The 17947-nt window shown below is 68.0% G+C and carries 18 protein-coding genes and 1 pseudogene; 7 read left to right on the top strand and 12 right to left on the bottom strand.

All coding sequences use genetic code 11. The annotated features are described in order from the left end of the window. Nucleotides 1-2: 2 nt before the first annotated feature. Genes pnuC through ACH413_RS25990 form a run of 3 tightly spaced genes read left to right on the top strand, consistent with a single transcriptional unit; the run spans nt 3 to nt 2993 of the window. Nucleotides 3-572 carry a nicotinamide riboside transporter PnuC gene (gene pnuC / locus ACH413_RS26000; protein ID WP_360032014.1) on the top strand — a complete coding sequence of 190 codons (570 nt, stop codon included), beginning with the start codon at nt 3-5 and terminating at the stop codon, nt 570-572. After that, the gene (locus ACH413_RS25995) at nt 569-1630 is read left to right on the top strand and encodes an AAA family ATPase (RefSeq protein ID WP_360032017.1); all 1062 of its coding nucleotides are present in this window, start codon (nt 569-571) and stop codon (nt 1628-1630) included. Before pnuC ends, ACH413_RS25995 begins: the two co-directional genes overlap by 4 nt. Beyond that, nucleotides 1608-2993, top strand: coding sequence for a YibE/F family protein (locus tag ACH413_RS25990; RefSeq protein WP_360032020.1), 1386 nt, complete (start codon nt 1608-1610; stop codon nt 2991-2993). The genes ACH413_RS25995 and ACH413_RS25990 overlap by 23 nt, the downstream gene beginning before the upstream one ends. Here ACH413_RS25990 and ACH413_RS25985 read toward each other — a convergent pair. Beyond that, entirely contained in the window at nt 2914-3267 is a 354-nt protein-coding gene (locus tag ACH413_RS25985) for a DUF1304 domain-containing protein (RefSeq protein ID WP_360032023.1), read from the bottom strand. The genes ACH413_RS25990 and ACH413_RS25985 overlap by 80 nt on opposite strands. Before the next feature lie 45 nt (nt 3268-3312). On the opposite strand from ACH413_RS25985, the gene ACH413_RS25980 reads away from it, so the two are divergent. Next, nucleotides 3313-4149: a fused MFS/spermidine synthase gene (locus ACH413_RS25980; protein WP_360032026.1), complete on the top strand. Its 837-nt coding sequence runs from the start codon at nt 3313-3315 to the stop codon at nt 4147-4149. Nucleotides 4150-4171: 22 nt separating this feature from the next. Here ACH413_RS25980 and ACH413_RS25975 read toward each other — a convergent pair whose 3' ends face one another. The 3 genes and pseudogenes from ACH413_RS25975 to ACH413_RS25965 all read right to left on the bottom strand — a co-directional run bounded on the left by ACH413_RS25975 (nt 4172) and on the right by ACH413_RS25965 (nt 6839). After that, the gene (locus ACH413_RS25975) at nt 4172-4798 is read right to left on the bottom strand and encodes a hypothetical protein (RefSeq protein ID WP_360032029.1); all 627 of its coding nucleotides are present in this window, start codon (nt 4796-4798) and stop codon (nt 4172-4174) included. Between the two features lie 89 nt (nt 4799-4887). Next, nucleotides 4888-6138, bottom strand: a pseudogene (gene hisS / locus ACH413_RS25970) (histidine--tRNA ligase); the annotation flags it as partial. Between the two features lie 5 nt (nt 6139-6143). Continuing rightward, nucleotides 6144-6839, bottom strand: coding sequence for an MBL fold metallo-hydrolase (locus tag ACH413_RS25965; protein WP_360032031.1), 696 nt, complete (start codon nt 6837-6839; stop codon nt 6144-6146). 114 nt (nt 6840-6953) lie between these two features. Here ACH413_RS25965 and ACH413_RS25960 point away from each other — a divergent pair, with 114 nt between their 5' ends. Then, nucleotides 6954-7811: a peptidylprolyl isomerase gene (locus tag ACH413_RS25960; RefSeq protein WP_360032034.1), complete on the top strand. Its 858-nt coding sequence runs from the start codon at nt 6954-6956 to the stop codon at nt 7809-7811. A gap of 64 nt (nt 7812-7875) precedes the next feature. Here ACH413_RS25960 and ACH413_RS25955 read toward each other — a convergent pair whose 3' ends face one another. From ACH413_RS25955 to ACH413_RS25935, 5 genes are all read right to left on the bottom strand, one after another. Further along, nucleotides 7876-10161 (bottom strand): RelA/SpoT family protein, encoded by a 2286-nt coding sequence (locus tag ACH413_RS25955; RefSeq protein ID WP_396425201.1) that lies wholly within the window; start codon nt 10159-10161, stop codon nt 7876-7878. A 158-nt stretch (nt 10162-10319) separates the two neighbouring features. Then, nucleotides 10320-11072: an SDR family NAD(P)-dependent oxidoreductase gene (locus ACH413_RS25950; RefSeq protein ID WP_360032040.1), complete on the bottom strand. Its 753-nt coding sequence runs from the start codon at nt 11070-11072 to the stop codon at nt 10320-10322. 23 nt (nt 11073-11095) lie between these two features. After that, on the bottom strand, nt 11096-11344 hold the full coding sequence (locus tag ACH413_RS25945; protein ID WP_360032043.1) for a DUF397 domain-containing protein: 249 nt from the start codon (nt 11342-11344) through the stop codon (nt 11096-11098). After that, entirely contained in the window at nt 11319-12173 is an 855-nt protein-coding gene (locus tag ACH413_RS25940) for a helix-turn-helix transcriptional regulator (protein WP_360032046.1), read from the bottom strand. Before ACH413_RS25940 ends, ACH413_RS25945 begins: the two co-directional genes overlap by 26 nt. A gap of 78 nt (nt 12174-12251) precedes the next feature. After that, on the bottom strand, nt 12252-13466 hold the full coding sequence (locus ACH413_RS25935; RefSeq protein ID WP_360032049.1) for a DUF222 domain-containing protein: 1215 nt from the start codon (nt 13464-13466) through the stop codon (nt 12252-12254). Between the two features lie 283 nt (nt 13467-13749). Here ACH413_RS25935 and ACH413_RS25930 point away from each other — a divergent pair, with 283 nt between their 5' ends. Together ACH413_RS25930 and ACH413_RS25925 are read left to right on the top strand one after the other, a co-directional pair. Beyond that, on the top strand, nt 13750-14025 hold the full coding sequence (locus tag ACH413_RS25930; RefSeq protein ID WP_360032052.1) for a hypothetical protein: 276 nt from the start codon (nt 13750-13752) through the stop codon (nt 14023-14025). 26 nt (nt 14026-14051) lie between these two features. Continuing rightward, the gene (locus tag ACH413_RS25925; RefSeq protein WP_360032055.1) at nt 14052-14333 is read left to right on the top strand and encodes a hypothetical protein; all 282 of its coding nucleotides are present in this window, start codon (nt 14052-14054) and stop codon (nt 14331-14333) included. A 55-nt stretch (nt 14334-14388) separates the two neighbouring features. On the opposite strand, the gene ACH413_RS25920 is transcribed toward ACH413_RS25925, so the two are convergent. Genes ACH413_RS25920 through secD form a run of 3 tightly spaced genes read right to left on the bottom strand, consistent with a single transcriptional unit; the run spans nt 14389 to nt 17847 of the window. Beyond that, entirely contained in the window at nt 14389-14880 is a 492-nt protein-coding gene (locus ACH413_RS25920) for an adenine phosphoribosyltransferase (RefSeq protein ID WP_360032058.1), read from the bottom strand. A gap of 23 nt (nt 14881-14903) precedes the next feature. Then, a complete protein-coding gene (gene secF / locus ACH413_RS25915) occupies nt 14904-16058 on the bottom strand; it encodes a protein translocase subunit SecF (protein ID WP_360032061.1) in 1155 nt (384 codons plus the stop codon). Nucleotide 16059: 1 nt separating this feature from the next. Then, a complete protein-coding gene (gene secD, locus ACH413_RS25910; RefSeq protein ID WP_360032064.1) occupies nt 16060-17847 on the bottom strand; it encodes a protein translocase subunit SecD in 1788 nt (595 codons plus the stop codon). Nucleotides 17848-17947 lie beyond the last annotated feature (100 nt).

The following is a 17947-nucleotide window of genomic DNA, read 5'->3' as shown; positions in this document are numbered from 1 at the left end:
ACGTGTCACCCGAAAAGGTTGTCGAGATCGCGGGCTTCATCACCGGAGCACTCTGCGTGTGGCTCGTGGCCAGGCAGAACTCCTGGAACTGGCCGATCGGCATCGCCAACAACATCGCGTTCTTCGTGCTGTTCTGGGGCAGCGGCCTGTACGCCGACTCCGGACTGCAGGTCGTCTACGTCGTGCTCGCGGTCTACGGCTGGTGGGCGTGGCTGCGCGGCGGCGACCAGCACAGCACGCTGCACGTCAGCCGCACGACGAACGTTCAGTGGATCTGGCTCGCGGTCGCCGGCGTGCTCGGCACCGGCCTGCTGCACTGGGTCCTGACCACCTTCACCGAGTCGACCGTGCCCTTCTGGGACGCCGTCACGACGGTGTTGTCGCTGCTCGCGACCTGGGGCCAGGCCCGCAAGAAGATCGAGTGCTGGTGGCTGTGGATCGCCGCGGACGTGATCTACGTGCCGCTCTACGCCTACAAGGAGCTGTATCTGACGGCAGTGTTGTACGTGGGGTTCATGGTGCTGTGCGTGATCGGCCTGCGTAACTGGATGAAGAACGAGGTGCGCGTGTGAAGGAGTTCGAACACGCCCTCGTGCTCGGCAAGTTCTACCCACCGCACAACGGGCACCACCACCTCATCGAGACGGCGGCTTCCCGGAGCGTTCGCACGACCGTCACGGTCCTGGCGGCCTCGAACGAGACCATCCCGCTCGAACACCGCGTGCGCTGGCTGACCGAGACGCACGCCACGACCCCAGGCGTTCGCATCATCGGCGACCTCGACGACCACCCGATGGACTTCGACTCCGACGAGATCTGGGACCTGCACGTCGCACTGACCCGCGCGGTGCTCGCCAGACGCGCGATCGCGGACGGAGACCCGTCGAAAGCCCCGGTCGACGTCGTGTTCTCCAGCGAGAAGTACGGCGACGAGTTGGCCGAACGGCTCGGCGCGCGGCACGTGCTCGTCGACCTCGACCGCCTCACGCACCCGGTCTCCGGCACGGCGATGCGGACCGATCCCGTCGCTAACTGGCACCACCTCGCACCGGCGACCCAGCGCGGCCTGGGCTGGAAGGTCGTGGTGGTCGGCGCCGAGAGCACCGGCACGACGACACTGTCCACACAGCTCGCCGCGCATTTCGGAGCACCCTGGATCCCCGAGTACGGCCGGGAGCACACCGAACACAAGCTCACCGCCGCACGATCGTTCGATCCGCAAGCCACCGTGGACAGTCTGGTGTGGACGCTGGGCGACTTCGAAGACGTTGCCCACGAACAGGAACGCCGCATCCAGGCCGAGACCGCACCACTGGTCGTCGCGGACAACGACGCGTTCGCCGCGACCGTCTGGGGCGAGCGCTACCTCGGCTTCCGGCCGGACCTCTTCCTGGGCAGCGAACCGGACCTGTACCTGCTGACCGACCACGTCGGCGTTCCGTTCGAACAGGACGGCTGGCGCGACGGCGAACACCTTCGCGAGTGGATGACGGGCCTGTTCGAACGCGAGCTCACGCGGCGCGGTGTGCCGTGGCTGAAGCTCACCGAGGACAGGTTCGCAGCGGCCGTAACGGCCGTCGAACATCTCATGGGGCAGGATGTCGCGCGTGGGTCACGGTCACGGGCATAGCCATGCGCTGAGCGAGGAACCGGCGTCGCAGCGCGTGCGCACGTTGCTGATGTGGCTGTTGGTGCCGTTGGCACTGGCCACGATCGTCGGCGCCGCACTGCTCTACCCGTTCGGGGTCGAGCAGAAGACCGGCGCGGAGATCGGCCTGCACCAGACGCCGGTCGAGGCCGTCGTCACCGGCGTGGCCGAGAACTGCGGCGAGAAGTGCGTCGCGGTGACCGTGAAGATGACCGACGGCGCCGCGAGCGGGCAGAGCATCACGATCCCGAGCGTGAAGGGCCCCGGAGCGCCGAGCTTCCAACTCGGCGACGAGGTGGTGCTGTCCTACGCGGGCAGCCAGCCGCAGGCCGCCGAGTCGTACCAGATCGTCGACTTCCAGCGCGGCTGGTCGCTCGCCGTGCTGGCGCTGCTGTTCGCGGCCGCCGTGCTGCTGCTCGGACGATGGCAGGGACTCGCGGCACTCGGCGCGTTGCTGCTGAGCTTCGTGGTGCTGGTGCTGTTCGTCATGCCGTCGATCCTCGCGGGGAAGAACCCGCTGATGGTCGCGGTGGTCGGCGCCGGACTGATCATGTTCGTGGTGCTGTACCTGACGCACGGCATATCGGCGCGCACGTCGACCGCGGTGCTCGGAACGCTCGTCAGCCTCGCGCTGATCGGGGTGCTGGGCGCGTTGTTCTCGGCGTTGTCGAAGCTGACCGGCCTGGACGAGGACACGACGAACCTCGTCACGCTGCTCGGCACCAGCATCGACACCCGCGGGCTGCTGCTCGCCGGAACCCTGATCGGCGCGCTGGGCGTGCTCGACGACGTGACGGTCACCCAGACCAGTGCGGTGTGGGAGCTTCGGCGGGCCAACGACAAGCTGACGTGGCGCGAGCTGTTCGCGGCGGGCTCGCGGATCGGGCGCGACCACATGTCGTCCGTCGTGAACACGCTGGTGATGGCCTACGCGGGCGCGGCACTGCCGTTGCTGCTGGCGATCTCGCTGGCCGGGCGGTCGATGGGCGAGATCCTGACCTCGCAGCAGATCGCGCAGGAGATCGTCCGGACCCTGGTCGGCAGCATCGGCCTGGTGGCCGCGATCCCGGTGACGACGGCGCTGGCCGCCCTGGTCGCGGTACGCCAGGAGGTCGCCCCGATCGCGGTCTCCGAACCTGAGCCCGAGCCCAAGCCCGAACCGAAGACCGTGAAACGCGCCGCGAAGCCCGTGAAACCACGGCCCGCGCGGATCGAGGGCGACCTCTTCACCGGCTACGACCCCGACAAGGGGCCGTGGGAACGTCCTAGTGAGCCAAGAGCACGAAGAGCAGCGCCAGCACGCCAGGCACCACCTGCACGAAGAAGATCTTCCGGCTCGCCGTGAACGTGCCGTAGATGCCCGCGACGATCACGAACACCGTGAACAGCACGGACGCGCCGAAGTCCTGGCGGATCAGCGCGTAGATCAGGCCGGCCGCGAGGAAGCCGTTGTAAAGACCCTGGTTCGCCGCGAGGGCCTTGGTCGACTGCGCGTACTCGGGCGTGAGACCGAACGCCTTCTGGCCGCGCGGCGTCGTCCAGAGGAACATCTCCAGCACCACGATGTAGAGATGGATCACCGCCACGAGGGCGATCAGAACGTTCGCGACAACCTGCACTTGGGTCCTCCTCTGGACTGACACACCCGGTGAGACAATAGAGCAGTGGGAAGACAGCGGCCCGACACCGAGGCGATCACCGAGTCGATCGACTCCGGCGTCGCCGAACTGGTCCCCGACATCGGTGGACGACGCTCCTGGACCTTGCGGGTCAACGGAACCCCACAGTCGCATGTGGACCTGGACGACCCGACCTATCTGGAGTTCGAGTACGTCCGCCGGCTGGGTCACATCGTCGATCTCACCGCGCCTTCGCGTGTGCTCCACCTCGGTGGTGGCGCTCTCACGCTAGCGCGCTACGTAGCCGATCTACTGCCTCGGGCGTCTCAGCAGGTGGCCGAGATCGACGCGGGCCTGATCGCGTTCATCCGCCGCGAGCTCCCGCCGCCCCCACGAGTGAAGATCACCACAGGTGACGCCCGCGCCGTGCTGGTCAAGGCACGTCCCGGCTCGTTCGACCTGATCGTGAGCGACTGCTTCGCGGGAGCCCGCACGCCCGCGCACCTGACGTCGGTCGAGTTCGTGAAGCAGGCGTCCACGGCGCTGGCCGACGACGGCATCTACACGGCGAACATCGGCGACGGCAACGGCCTGCAGTTCGCACGGTCCCAGTGCGCGACCGTGCGCTCGGTGTTCGAACACGTCTGCGTGCTCGCCGAACCAGGCGTCTTCCGGGGCAGGCGCTTCGGCAACTTCGTGATCATGGCCTCGCACAACGGCCTGCCGATGCAGCAACTGACCCGCGCCACCGCCGGAGACCCGTTCCCAGGCCGGGTCGAACACGGCACTGGGCTTACGAAGTTCATCGGCGGCGCGCCCGTCACGACCGACGCGACCGCGATCCTGTCCCCCGCACCGCCCTCGGGCCTCTGGGGCACCTGAGAGGGCGGCGCCGTCGGGGACTTCAGTCCAGCGAGGTGACGAACTTCGAGACGGCGTCCGGATGGAGCTTCTGCGCCATCCGGCCCGCCGGGGCCAGCGAGCCCAGCCGGTACAGCGGCCGTTCCGCCGCCGCCATCCCGCGCGCCTCGGCCCGCAGCTGGGCCACGAGCAGCTCCGAGAACACCAGCCCAGGCGTGTCACCCCGCGCGGCGAGAGCGTCGGCCAGGCGGCGGAGCTGGTAGACGCCCAGCTCGCGGCCGCCGGTGCCCGCGTACATCGACAGGGCGATGTTGATCGCCTTCTTGTTGCCGCGCACGAACAGGCCGACGGTCCGCGCGCCACGCAGGTCGGTGACCAGCAGGTCGAGACCATCGGCGACGGCCAGGTCGACCTTGCGGGTGCCGAACGCCCGCACGTAGACCGTCGTGCCCTCCAGCCACACCGTGCGGCGCGCCTCGGACATCGCCAGCAGGATCACCGGCACCGACACGATCAGCCCGGCGATGACACCGGACCAGCGGCCGCCGATGAAGCCCACGATCGCGCCGAAGGCGAGGGCGACCATGAGGCCGCCGATCGCCACCATGCGCGCACGCTTGCGGACCGTCACCTTGTCGAGCAGGTCGAGAACGAGCTTGTCGTCGCTCACGGAGTCTCTTGCACCGCCTCGGCCGCCACGGCTCCCGCGTCCGAAGCCAGTCCTTCAACACCGCCCGGCACAGCGGCCACGAGCGCGGCCGGCTTGAGCGCCGCCTGCACCGCCTCGATCACGTCCGCCAGTGCCACCGTCACCTGCTCCCCCGTCGCCAGCGTCTTGACGCCGATGTTCCCGGCCTCCAGGTCGCGCTCACCGAGCACGAGCGCCAGCTTCGCGCCCGACTTGTCGGCGGCCTTGAAGCCCGCCTTCATCGACCGGCCGCCGTAGACCAGGTCGGTCCGCACGCCCGCGGCACGCAGCTCACCGGCGATCGCGACCAGACGGGCCCGCGCGGCCTCGCCCAGCGGCACGCCGATCACGTCGACGCGGCTGAACTCCGGCAGCACGCCCTCGGCCTGGGCCGCGAGCAGCGCGCGGTCGACGCCGAGACCGAAGCCGACGCCCGACAGCGACTGACCGCCGAGCTGCTCCATCAGGCCGTCGTAGCGACCGCCGCCGCCGATGCCCGACTGGGCGCCGAGACCGTCGTGGACGAACTCGAACGTCGTCTTCGTGTAGTAGTCGAGGCCGCGGACCATGCGCGGATTCTCGACGAACTTCACGCCCAGCTCGGTCAAGTACCCCTTGACGAGCTCGTAGTGCTCACGGCAGCCGTCGCACAGGTGATCCACCATCAGGGGCGCCTCGGCGACCAGCGCGCGCACCTCGGGGCGCTTGTCGTCCAGCACGCGCAACGGGTTCAGCTCGGCGCGCTTCTGGGTCGCCTCGTCCAGCGGCAGCTTCGCGAGGAACGCCTGCAGCAGCTCGCGGTAGGCCGGACGGCAGTTCGCGTCACCCAGTGACGTGAGCTCCAGCCGGTAGCCGGTGAGGCCGATCGCGCGGAACCCGGCGTCACCGACGGCGATGACCTCGGCGTCGAGCGCCGGGTCGTCGATGCCGATGGCCTCGATGCCGACCTGGTGGAACTGCCGGTACCGGCCGGCCTGCGGCGCCTCGGCGCGGAAGAACTGGCCCGCGTAGTAGAGCTTCGCCGGCAACGAGCCGCGGTCGAGGCTGTGCTCGATCACGGCCCGCATCACGCCCGCGGTGCCCTCGGGGCGCAGCGTGATGGAACGCTCACCGCGGTCGAGGAAGGTGTACATCTCCTTCGTCACGACGTCGGTCGACTCGCCGACACCGCGCGAGAACAGCGCCGTGTCCTCGAAGACCGGCAGCTCGATGTAGCCGTAGCCCGCGAGCTCGGCGGCACGGGTCAGCGTCGACCGGACGTGCGCGAACGCGGCGGACGTCGGCGGGATGTAGTCGGGAACGCCTTTGGGTGCGGAAAACACGTGTCTCAGAGTCCTCGGTGCGGGGCGGCCGGAGCGTCCTGCAGCTGGAGCAGGTAGGGGTTCGTCGCACGCTCGCGGCCTATGGTCGTCGTCGGGCCGTGGCCGGGCAGCACCACTGTGTCATCGGGCAAGGTCATGACCTTGCTCTGCAGAGACGACAACATGCGTGAGTGGTCACCGCCAGGCAGGTCGGTGCGTCCGATGGAACCGGCGAAGAGCGTGTCGCCCGAGATCACCAGGCGACCCCCTTCCTGCACGCCGGAGCGGAACATCACCGACCCGCCGGTATGGCCCGGCGTGTGGTCGACGGTGATCTGCAGCCCGGCGAGGTCGAGCGCGGCGCCGTCGGTGAGCTCGCGCACCTCCGAGGGCTCGCGCATCTCCAGCTTGCCGCCGAAGAACGCGGCCGTCTCGGCGCTGATGCCCTTCAACGGGTCGGCGAGCATCGCTACGTCATCCGGGTGGATGTACGCGGGGATGTCGTTGCCGTCGCAGACGGGCGCGACGGAGAAGGTGTGGTCGAAGTGCCCGTGCGTGAGCAGCACGGCGACAGGCGCGAGACGGTGCTGGCGCAGGGCCTGTTCGATCGGCTCGACCGCGTCCTGACCGGGGTCGATGATCACGCAGGGCTCGCCCTCACCGGTCGCCAGGACGAAGCAGTTCGCCTGGAGCGCACCAGTCGGGAACCCGATCACGAGCACGAAAATGACCTCCCTGTTCAACGACAGCCTAACCACCACACAAAGCTCATATGCCCAGGCCCTAGACTGCCGAGCCGACCGCCCTATTCGCATGAGTCCCTGGGGAGGGAGCACGTGCCCACCAACGAGCAGCGACGCGCGGCAGCCAAGCGCAAGCTTGAGCGTCAGATGGTCTACCGCCAGGAGCGGGCCAAGAAGCGTCGCATCATCGCCGTCGTCTCGACGGTCGTCGTTGTTGCTCTCGTCGGAGGTGGCGTGTGGTTCCTCGCGACTAACGACGTCTTCGGTAATGGTGACGCCGCCGCGTCGGAGACTCCCACCCAGGAGTCGGTGGACAAGGCGGAGAACATTCCCACCGCGCTGCACCAGATCCCGAAGCGCCCGGCCGCGCTTCCGGAAAAGGTGAACTGTGAATACACGAAGGGCCAGGAGCCGGCGGCCAAGGAGAACACGCCGCCCGCGAACGGCGAGCAGCCCGCCACCGGCACGGTCGGCGTCACGCTCGGCACCTCGATCGGTGACCTGAAGTTCAACCTGGACCGCGCGCTCGCGCCGTGCACGGTGAACAACTTCGTGAACCTCGCCAAGCAGAAGTACTTCGACGGCACCACGTGCCACCGCCTCGTCGTCACCGGCATCCAGGTCCTGCAGTGCGGCGACCCCGGCGGCAACGGCATGGGCGGCCCGGGCTACTCGTTCAAGGACGAGGTCTACCCGGAGCTCACCTACGGCCGCGGCGTGCTCGCCATGGCGAACTCGGGCCCGGACACCAACGGCTCGCAGTTCTTCATCGTCTACGGCGACGGCGCGAACCTGCAGGCGAAGTACACGATCTTCGGCACGGTCGACGAGGAGTCGCTGAAGAAGATCGACGAGGTCGCGAAGACCGGCACGATCTCGCAGCAGCCCGGCCAGGGCGACGGCAAGCCCAAGACCCCGGTCGACATCAAGTCGGCACTGGTCGCGAGCTAGATCTCACGCAGAAAACGGGCCCGGGGCTTTCGCTCCGGGCCCGTTTCGCATCCTGCCCCAGTTTTTACGACGCCGACGTCACGCGGTACACGTCGTAGACGCCCTCAACGCTCCGCACAGCCTTCAGAACGTGGCCGAGGTGCTTCGGGTCGCCCATCTCGAACGAGAACCGGCTGACGGCCACCCTGTCGCGTGACGTCGTCACCGACGCCGACAGGATGTTGACGCGCTCGTCGGCCAGCACCTTCGTGACGTCCGAGAGCAGCCGGTGCCGGTCGAGCGCCTCCACCTGGATGGCGACCAGGAAGACGCTGGAGGCCGACGGCGCCCACTCGACGTCGAGGAGCCGTTCCGGCGACTTCAGCAGCTCGTCCGCGTTCGTGCAGTCGGTGCGGTGCACGGACACGCCGCCGCCCCGCGTCACGAAGCCGAGGATGTCGTCGCCCGGCACCGGGGTGCAGCAGCGGGCGAGCTTCACCCACACGTCGCCCGCGTCCTTGACGATCACGCCCGCGTCGCCGGTGGGGCGGCGCCGGGTGACCGTGGACGGGGTGGCGCGGTCGGCCAGTTCCTCCTCGGCGTGATCGACACCGCCGAGCTGCGCGACGAGCCGTTGCACGACGTGGCGGGCCGAGGTGTGCCCCTCGCCGACCGCCGCGTACAGCGCGCTCATGTCCGAGTGGTGCAGTTCCTTGGCGAGGGCCTGCATCGAGTCGACGCTGACCAGACGCTGGATCGGCAGCCCGACGCGCCGGACCTCCTTGGTGATCGCGTCCTTGCCCTGCTCGATCGCCTCTTCCTTGCGCTCCTTGGCGAACCACTGCTTGATCTTCGCCTTGGCACGCGGGGACGCGACGAAGCTCAGCCAGTCGCGGGACGGACCCGCGCCCTCCGCCTTGGAGGTGAAGATCTCGACGACCTCACCGTTCTCGAGCTTGCGCTCCAGAGCGACCAGGCGACCGTTCACGCGGGCGCCGATGCAGCGGTGACCCACCTCGGTGTGCACGGAGTAGGCGAAGTCGACGGGCGTGGACCCCGTCGGCAGCGTCTCCACATCGCCCTTGGGGGTGAACACGAAGATCTCGCGCGCGGCGAGGTCCCAGCGCAGACCCTCCAGGAACTCACCGGGGTCCGCGGCTTCCCGCTGCCAGTCGAGGAGCTGACGCATCCACGCCATCTCGTCGATCTCGACGGACTTGCCGTTGTGCGTGCCCTTGGTCTCCTTGTAGCGCCAGTGCGCCGCGATGCCGTACTCGGCGCGCTGGTGCATCTCGGAAGTGCGGATCTGCACCTCGAGAGGCTTGCCATCGGGACCGATGACGGTCGTGTGCAGCGACTGGTAAACGCCGAACCGCGGCTGCGCGATGTAGTCCTTGAACCGGCCCGGCATGGGCTGCCAGGCGGCGTGGACGACACCCATGGCGGCGTAGCAGTCCCGCACCTCGTCCACCAGGATCCGGACGCCCACGAGGTCGTGGATGTCGTCGAAGTCCCGGCCGCGGACGATCATCTTCTGGTTGATCGAGTAGTAGTGCTTCGGCCTGCCCTCGACCTTGGCGACGATCCGCGCGGTCTCGAGCTGCGAGTTCAGCTCCTGGACGACGGTGCGCAGGTACGTGTCGCGACTCGGCGCGCGCTTCGCGACCAGGCGAACGATCTCGTCGTACTTCTTGGGCTGCAGGATCGCGAACGCGAGGTCCTCCAGCTCCCACTTGACCGTCGCCATGCCCAGGCGGTGAGCGAGCGGCGCGAGCACTTCGAGCGTTTCGCGGGCCTTGCGGGCCTGCTTCTCCGGCGGCAGGAACCGCATGGTGCGCATGTTGTGCAGCCGGTCGGCGAGTTTGATGACCAGGACGCGGGGGTCCTTCGCCATCGCGATGACCATCTTGCGGATGGTCTCGGCCTCGGCCGCTGCCCCCAGCTTGACCTTGTCGAGCTTCGTGACGCCGTCGACCAGCCGGGCGACTTCCTCGCCGAAGTCCTCCTTGAGCTGGTTGAGCGAGTAGTCGGTGTCTTCCACGGTGTCGTGCAGCAGCGCGGCCACCAGCGTCGTGGTGTCCATGCCCAGCTCGGCGAGGATCGTCGCCACGGCGAGCGGGTGGGTGATGTACGGGTCGCCGGACTTGCGGCGCTGCGGGCGGTGCTTCTCCTCGGCAACGTCATATGCGTGCTGCAGAAGCGCCAGATCGGCCTTGGGATGGAGGTCGTAGTGCGCGGCGGCGAGAGGTTCGAGGACCTGCTTCACCGGGGCCGCACGTTGGGCGGTGATGCGCCGCGCAAGGCGGGCGCGCACACGCCGGGTCGCCGACGGTTGAACAACCGTCGCAGCGGGTTCGGTGTCTTGACTCAACCCCACGCTCCTCGGGTCTCGCGAGTACCGAGGATAACGCGTTTACGATGCGGAAACTTCCGATGACGCGTTGAGCGGCACAGCTCACACGGTGAACGCACCCCGAACTTTTGCTGGGCCGATCAGGCGACACGCCCCTGGCACACCCCCGGCAGGCGTCAGCCGTGAGGCCCGCCGCTCACGTAGAGCACCTGCCCGGTGACGTAGTCGGCGTCCTCAGCGGTGAAGAACAGGACGGCCCGCGCGATGTCGTGCGGCGTCCCGGTACGTCCCCGCGGAATGCCCTTCGCCTGGTGCCTGACGTGCTCCTCGAGCGTCCGCCCGGCCCGCGCCGCACTGACCTCGGTCATCCGCGTGACGACGACCCCGGGCCCCACCGCGTTGACCGTGATCCCGACGGGCGCGAGATCGAGCGCCGCCGCCCGAGTCAGCCCTTCCAGCCCGGCCTTGGCCGCGACGTAGTTGACCCGCTCGTCGTCGACGATCGCCGAAATGCTCGAAATGTTGACCACGCGCCCCCACCCCGCCGCCCGCATGGCCGGCGCCGTGGCCTTGAGGAACAGGAACGCACCCCGCAGGTGCGTGTCGACGACCGCGTCCCAGTCCTCGAGGGGCATGTCGAGCACCAGGTTGTCCTTGGCGAACCCGGCGTTGTTGACCAGGATCTCCACGGCCCCGAACGCCTCACCGACCTCACCGACGGCCCGCTCGACCTGCCCGGGATCGCTGACGTCCGCCCAGACCGCGACAGCCTGGCCACCCTTGTCCCGAATCTCGCCGGCCACCGCCTCGGCGGCCTCCTCGAGCCGGTCCAGCACGGCGACCCGATGCCCCTGGGCGGCCAGCGCGAGGGCGATCCCCTGCCCGATACCCGAACCGCCACCCGTGACGAGCGCTACCCGCGACCGCACTTCACCGCTCAGTTGCACAGCGGCTAGACCCGCGCCTGCGCCACGAACGCCCGCCAGGCGGAGAGCGAGAAGGCGAGAACAGCGCCGCCCGAGGCCTTGGAGTCCCGCACGAGAGCGGCTTGGCGTAGCGACACCTCGACACAGGCGCTCTCGATCGTGTCGTTGCTGTAGGAGCTCTTACGCCAGTGCCGGTCGAGTGACACTTCAACGCACGAGCCACTCGCCATTTCTCCGCTGTAGGTGCTCTTACGCCAGGTCCGCTCGCCGGTCATGAGAGTCCTCTCGCAGTCCGCTGACGTAGTTCGCCAGCAGGCTCCGCGATTGTCCCTCATCCAAAGCGTGCTCTTCCAGCCACTTAAAGAACTCACGGCTGCCCCGGATGGCATCACCATCGTGCGCGAACACCTGGCCGAGCCCGTTCTCGCTGTATGCCACTGGAGGGTGCTTCTCGAAGCTGAATAGCATGCGCGCCGATTGCCTCACCGGAGCGGTGCCCGCCGACATCGGCACGATCCGCAGGATGTGCGTGTGGAAGAGCAAGCGCAGGTACTGCTCTTCCATGACCTGGTCATCGCCGACCCTCAGTTGCAATGCGAGTTCGTGCACGTAGAAGAGGCACTCCGGAGGAGCCTGACGCCTCATGATCGTTTGGCGCTCGGTACGCAACTGGACAGCCTTTTCGATCTCTGCCGGGGTGACGCGACCACCGTCGACGAACAGCGCTCGCGCGTACTGCGGAATCTGGATGAGGCCCGGAATGGTGTGCACGTCGTAGCTGGTGATCTTCTTCGCCCTCGCTTCGGTCATCGCGAGGGTGCGGATGTTGTCGGGCACCAGCACGACATACGGGTCGAAGGCGTAGCGGTAGCGGGCTCGGAAGGCCTCGAAGTAGTTGCTGTCCCGGCCGCACGTCATCAGGTACTGGACGAGGTCGATCTCGCTCGCTCGGGCTTTGCCGTTTTCGATGTTGGAGACCTTGCTCGGGTCCCAGCCGAGTTGTTCGGCGAAGCCGAAGCCCGTCAGCCTGGTGTGCTTCTCGCGCAGGCGGCGCAGTTCGTCGCCCAGGTCGCGGCTGTAGGCGGTGGAGGTGATCGCGGTCATTCGTCCGACGGTAGGCATTGACCCTCCTCCACGAACCTGCTCATTCGGGTGAAAACGGTTGCTTGCGCGCTGGTGCCGCTAAGCGACTTGGCGGCGGTCGGGGCGGGTGTTCGTTCTGGGGGTGCGGGTGGGGTCGAGCCAGGCCGGCGGGGTGAACGTGGGGGTGCCATTGAGGAGCCTTACCTCCCATTCGCTTTGGTGGATCAGGGTGTGGTGGTGGCGGCACAGCAGGGCCGCGTTCTGGACCGAGGTGCCGCCGCCCTCTGACCAGAATCTGATGTGGTGGGCGTCGCAGTGCTTGGGCGGGCGGTCGCAGCCCGGGAAGGAACAGCCCTGGTCTCTGGCGACCAGGAGGCGGCGGATCGAAGCCGGGAAGGTGCGGGTCTTGCGGCCGATGTCGACGTGCTCGGACCGGCCGCCCAGCACCACCGGGATGACGCCGGCGTTGCAGGCCAGGCGGCGGACCAGCTTGGCCTGCATGCGCTCGCGGGTGTCCAGGGTGGCGAAGCCGGTCTGCTCGGCCAGGTCGCGGTAGGCCATCGTCAGGGTGAGCGTGACCGGCTCGCCGCCGTGTTCGGGGAGGCGGTCGGCACGCAGCATCAGGTCGATCAGGTCGGCGAAGGCGTCACCCTCGCGTTCGGCGCGCGTGCGGGGGTCCGGGCCTTCATCCGGGGTGGTGGGGCGGGGCTTGGCCAGCGGGTCGATCATCGCCTCGAACTTGACGCCGGCGATCTTGTCCAGCTTCGCCGACACCTCCAGCTGGTCGCCCTTCCACTCCATTCGCAACCGGTTGACGGGCGGCGCCGGCTCGACCTCACCCGGCTCCGCGTCCTGCTGGTAGAGCCGGTACGCCAGCTCCTTGCCGAACGAACGCACCGCGCTGGGTTCGTGGGCCTGCGCGAACTCCACCACAGGCCCCTCTGCCTCAGGCGGCAGGTCCTTCATCACCTCGGCCACCGCCGAGATGTGCTCCCCGGACAACGCACCTTCCGCCACCACGGCGGCGGTGACCGGCAACTCCGGCTCCAGGAGCGAGCCCGTCGGCGTGAGCTGATGGGCCAGCGACTCGGCTCGGGCGACCCACTGACGCGCGGTCTTCAAGTCCCACCGCACGGCATGACGCAACACGTGCGCCACATTCCTGTACCCCAGCTCGGTCGCCGCACCACGCCGCTCCAACTCGGCGATCTTCTGCATCATCACATTCTCAAGAACGCGAATTTCCACCACGTCTCCGACGACTGCGGCAAGCAGTTCGTCGGTGGACAGAAGGCGGAAGTCTCGTTCGCTCATGCGTTCGACACTACCGCAAGATCACGACATAAAAGCACGTCAGCAGCCACACGTTCGGGTGAACACACTAGCCAACGGTCATAGGTTCCGTTAGTGCACATCTCTCTAGACGCAACGCAACCACTAGCAACCACGCACGCACAGAAACGCGAACAAAGCACACCAACCACGCCCCGCAACCACCACCAAAAACAAACCACAGAAATGCAGTCCGGCACACGCCCGACGAAGGAGGGCATGTGCCGGTTCGGCGCAGCCGTGCCCTCCTGGAACACTCGACGAGGTGAGGACTCTGATCTGGTGCGCCACGATGACGTTCGTGTGGCTCGGCACGATGGCGTACCTGGCCCTCGACGACCCCAGCTACATCGACCAGCGGTCGATCATCGGCTCAACGGTCGGCTGGCTGGTGGCAACAGCACTGAGCTGGCTCGTGCTACGCCGAGCAAAGTCCCCAAAACTGTGGGAGATCGCGGTCGTGACAGCACCGGCATCGCTCGTCACGCTGGTCTTCGTGAGCATCGGCGCCGCCTTCGTGGCCCCACCGCCGATCGCCTGAAGCCGCCAGGCTGAAAAACTGAGCGCATGCACGAGCACCGCCCGATCTGGCACTGCCTGGCGTTCGCGGGCATCTGGTACGCCGCGATCGTCCTGCTCAACCTGGTCACCAACGGCGGCAGCGAGGCACTCCGCGCGGCGACGCTGGGCGTCGTCCCCTGGCTGGGCGCCTCAGCAGCCCTGATGCGGGTCGGACACGGCGACATGAAGGCCTGGCGCCTGATCCTGCTGGGCTTGCCGATCTTCTACTTCCTGTGGGCGATCACGGTCGTCGTCGCGTACAGGTTCGTGGTGCCGGCCGAAGGCTGACATGCAAAAGGGACCGGCGACAACGTCACCGGTCCCCCTAAGCACGAAAGTCCTTCTACACAGCCATCAACGCGCTGACCTCGCGCCCAGCGAGCCGCGAACGGCCGCCCAGAGCGGTGATCTCCAGAACCACGGACACGCCGGTCACGATCCCACCGGCCCGTTCGACCAACGCACACGCGGCCTCAGCGGTCCCACCGGTGGCCAGAACGTCGTCCACCACCACGACACGCTGCCCAGGCAGGATCGCGTCGGCAGGCAGCTCCAGAGACGCCGAGCCGTACTCCAACTCGTACGACTCCGAGTCAGCGACCACGGGAAGCTTGCCCGGCTTGCGCAGCGGCACGACGCCGTAGCGCCAGCCGTAACCCAGAGCAGCACCCAGGAGGAAGCCGCGCGACTCGATGGCGGCGATCACCTGGGTGCTGTCGTCGATCTTGTCCTGGAGGGCGTCGACGACGGCGCGCAGGGCGTCCGGGTCGGTGAGAACCGGCGTGAAGTCCCGGAAGACGACCCCTGGCTTGGGGAAGTCCGGGACTTCACGCATCAGTCCCAGAGCACGATCCAATTTCAACGCTGACGCTTTCCGGTCGGACGGCGGCGGGCGTCGCCTGCCTTGGCGGTGCGGTGAGGCACCGAGGCAGCGGCGGCGTACGCCTCTTCCTTGCGCAGGTCGGCGTTGAGGGCGTCGTCGTCGACCGACTCGATGCCCTCGGCGACCTGCGGGCCCGTGGCCTTGGCGCGGCGGGTGGCCACGCGCTTGGCCTGCGCGATGAACTTCGGGTCGCGCATCTTCAGGTCCACCAGCACCGGGGTGGCGAGGAAGATCGAGGACAGGGCGCCGATGAACATGCCGACGAGCTGCACGAGCGCGAGGTCCTGCAGGGTGCCGACGCCCAGGATGCCGACGCCGACGACCAGCAGGCCGATGACCGGGAGCAGCGCGATCAGCGAGGTGTTGATCGAGCGCATCAGGGTCTGGTTCAGCGCCAGGTTCGACGCCTCGGCGTACGTGCGGCGGGTCAGGCCCAGCAGGCCTCGGGTGTTCTCCTTGACCTTGTCGAACACGACGACCGTGTCGTACAGGGAGAAGCCGAGGATGGTGAGCAGACCGATCACCGTCGCCGGCGTCACCTCGAAGCCGATGATCGAGTACACGCCGGCGGTGATGATGACGTCGTGGAACACGGCGACGAGCGCGCCGACGGCCATCTGCCACTCGAAGTAGAACACCAGGAAGACCGTCACGGCGATGAAGAACCAGAACAGGGCCCACAGGGCCTTGCCGCTGATCTCACCGCCCCAGGACGCGGAGACGGCGCTGTCGGAGATCGCCGTCTGGCCGCCCTGCGGGTTGGTGTCCTTCGCGAGAGCCGTCTTGAGGGTCGCGACCTCCGCGATGTTCAGCGCGGGCGACTTGAGCTGGATCGTCGCGCTGGCACCGGAGCCGACGGCCTGCACGGCGTTCGGCTTCTTGCCGGGCAGGGCCTTCGAGTAGACGTCCTCGACGGTGCCCGTCGTGATGGTCTGGCCGCTGGCCGACACCGACGGCATCGAGATCTTCGTGCCACCCTCGAAGTCGATGCCGAGGTTGAAGCCGTTGAACACCATCGAGCCGATGCAGATCAGCAGGATGATGGCGGAGGTGATGTACCAGCGGACGCGCTTGCCGACGATGTCGAAGGCGCCGTTGCCCACGTAGAGGCGTGAGAACACGCTGCTCATGTCAGGCCTCCTTCACGGCGGTCGTCTTGCCGGTCGAGGTGGCGCGGTGCGAGGCGCCCTCGCGGGCCGCACCTCCCAGGCCCGACAGGCTCGAGTTGGAGAGGAGCTTGGACTTCGACGCGATCGCGACCAGCGGGTGCGTCACGAGGAACACGACCACGAGGTCGAGGACCGTCGACATGCCCAGGGTGAACGCGAAGCCCTTCACCTGGCCGACCGCGATGATGTACAGCACGGCGGCGGCGATGAAGCTGACCGCGTCGGCGGAGAGGATCGTGCGGCGCGAACGGACCCATGCGCGTGGCACGGCCGAACGGAACGTGCGGCCCTCACGCACCTCGTCTTTGAGTCGTTCGAAGAAGACGATGAACGAGTCCGCCGTGATACCGATGGCGACGATGAATCCGGCGATACCGGCCAGGTCGAGCGTGAAGCCGATCAGGCGGCCCAGCAGGACCAGCACCGCGTAGATGACGACCGCGGACAGGACCAGCGACAGGATCGTCAGGATGCCGAGCAGGCGGTAGTAGAACAGGCAGTAGACGAAGACCAGCGCGAGGCCGATGCCGCCGGCGATGAGACCCGCCTTGAGCGACTGCAGGCCGAGCGTCGGGGAGATCGTCTGCGCCTCGGACGAGTCGAAGGACAGCGGCAGCGCGCCGTACTTCAGCGTGTTCGCGAGGTTCTGGGCTTCCTTCAGCGTGAACTTGCCGCTGATCTCGGTCGAACCGCCCGCGATGGCCGACTGGATGGTCGGCGCGGACATGACCTCGCCGTCGAGCACGACCGCGACGGCCTGCTGGACGTTGGCCGCGGTGAACGCGCCCCACTTGGTGCCGCCCTCGGACTTGAAGTCCAGGTTGACGACGTAGCCGGTGCCGTTCGGGTTGTTGTTCGCCGCGGCGTTGCTGATGTCCTCACCGGTCAGGCGGGAGTAGTTCGTGTAGTCGTCCGCCTTGGTCTCGGTGTCCTCCTTGGGAGGGTTGACCGGGGCCAGCGTGTACTTGAACTCGCCCTTCTCGTCACAGGTGACGAGGGGCTTGTCCAGGTCGTCGTTGCCGCGCAGCGGGTCGGGCTGCGAGCAGTCGAGCATGATCGCGGCCTGCTGCAGGATCTGCGGGTCGGTCGCCTGGCGGAGGGCCTTCGCGTCCTGGATCTCCTTCGCGACCTTCGGGTCGACGTTGGAGGGAGCGGACGGAGTGCTCGAAGGCGCGCTGCTGGACGGCGCGGTGCTGCTCGACGGCGGAGTGCTGGACGGCTGCGCGGCCAGGTTCGGCGCGGGGCGGCCCTGCGGAGCACCGCTCGACGGCGGCGGGCTGCCGGCGCTCTGGCTCGGCGGCGTCGACGGAGGCGTGCTCGCGCTGCCGGACGGCGGCGTGCTCGTCTGGGTCTGCGGCACGGCGCCCGCGGGCACCGGCTGGCCGATGACCTTGCGGAACGCGAGGCGAGCGGTCTGGCCGAGGCCCTTCGCGCCTTCGCTGTCCGCGCCCGGGACCGTGATCACCAGGTTGTTGCCGTCTCGCACGACCTCGGCACCGGAGACGCCGAGACCGTTCACGCGGACCTCGATGAGGTCACGTGCCCGGTTGAGCGCTTCCTCGCTCGGCTGTGCGCCGTCTTCCTGCCGAGCTGTCAGGGTGACGAGGGTGCCGCCCTGGAGGTCGATTCCGAGCTTGGGTTTGGCCGAACCGTTCCCGGTGAGAAACACCAGGGCGTAGAGCGCGACCACGATGAGGACAAAACTCGCCAGATACTTCGCAGGGCGAATTTGCCCGGCCGGAGGTGCCACGATCCGTCCGTCTCCTAGTAGCTATGGTTTCCGAGCGCGCAGCGTAACGCGCGCCGCGTGAGCTGCGCGTCACTACCTGGAGTTGGCGGTGTTCACAGTT

The sequence above is a fragment of the Lentzea sp. NPDC020367 genome (assembly GCF_044387305.1).
Taxonomy (GTDB): Bacteria; Actinomycetota; Actinomycetes; order Mycobacteriales; family Pseudonocardiaceae; genus Lentzea.
The sequence above is the reverse complement of the archived record's forward strand: the minus strand, read 5'-3'. Positions and strand labels throughout refer to the sequence as shown.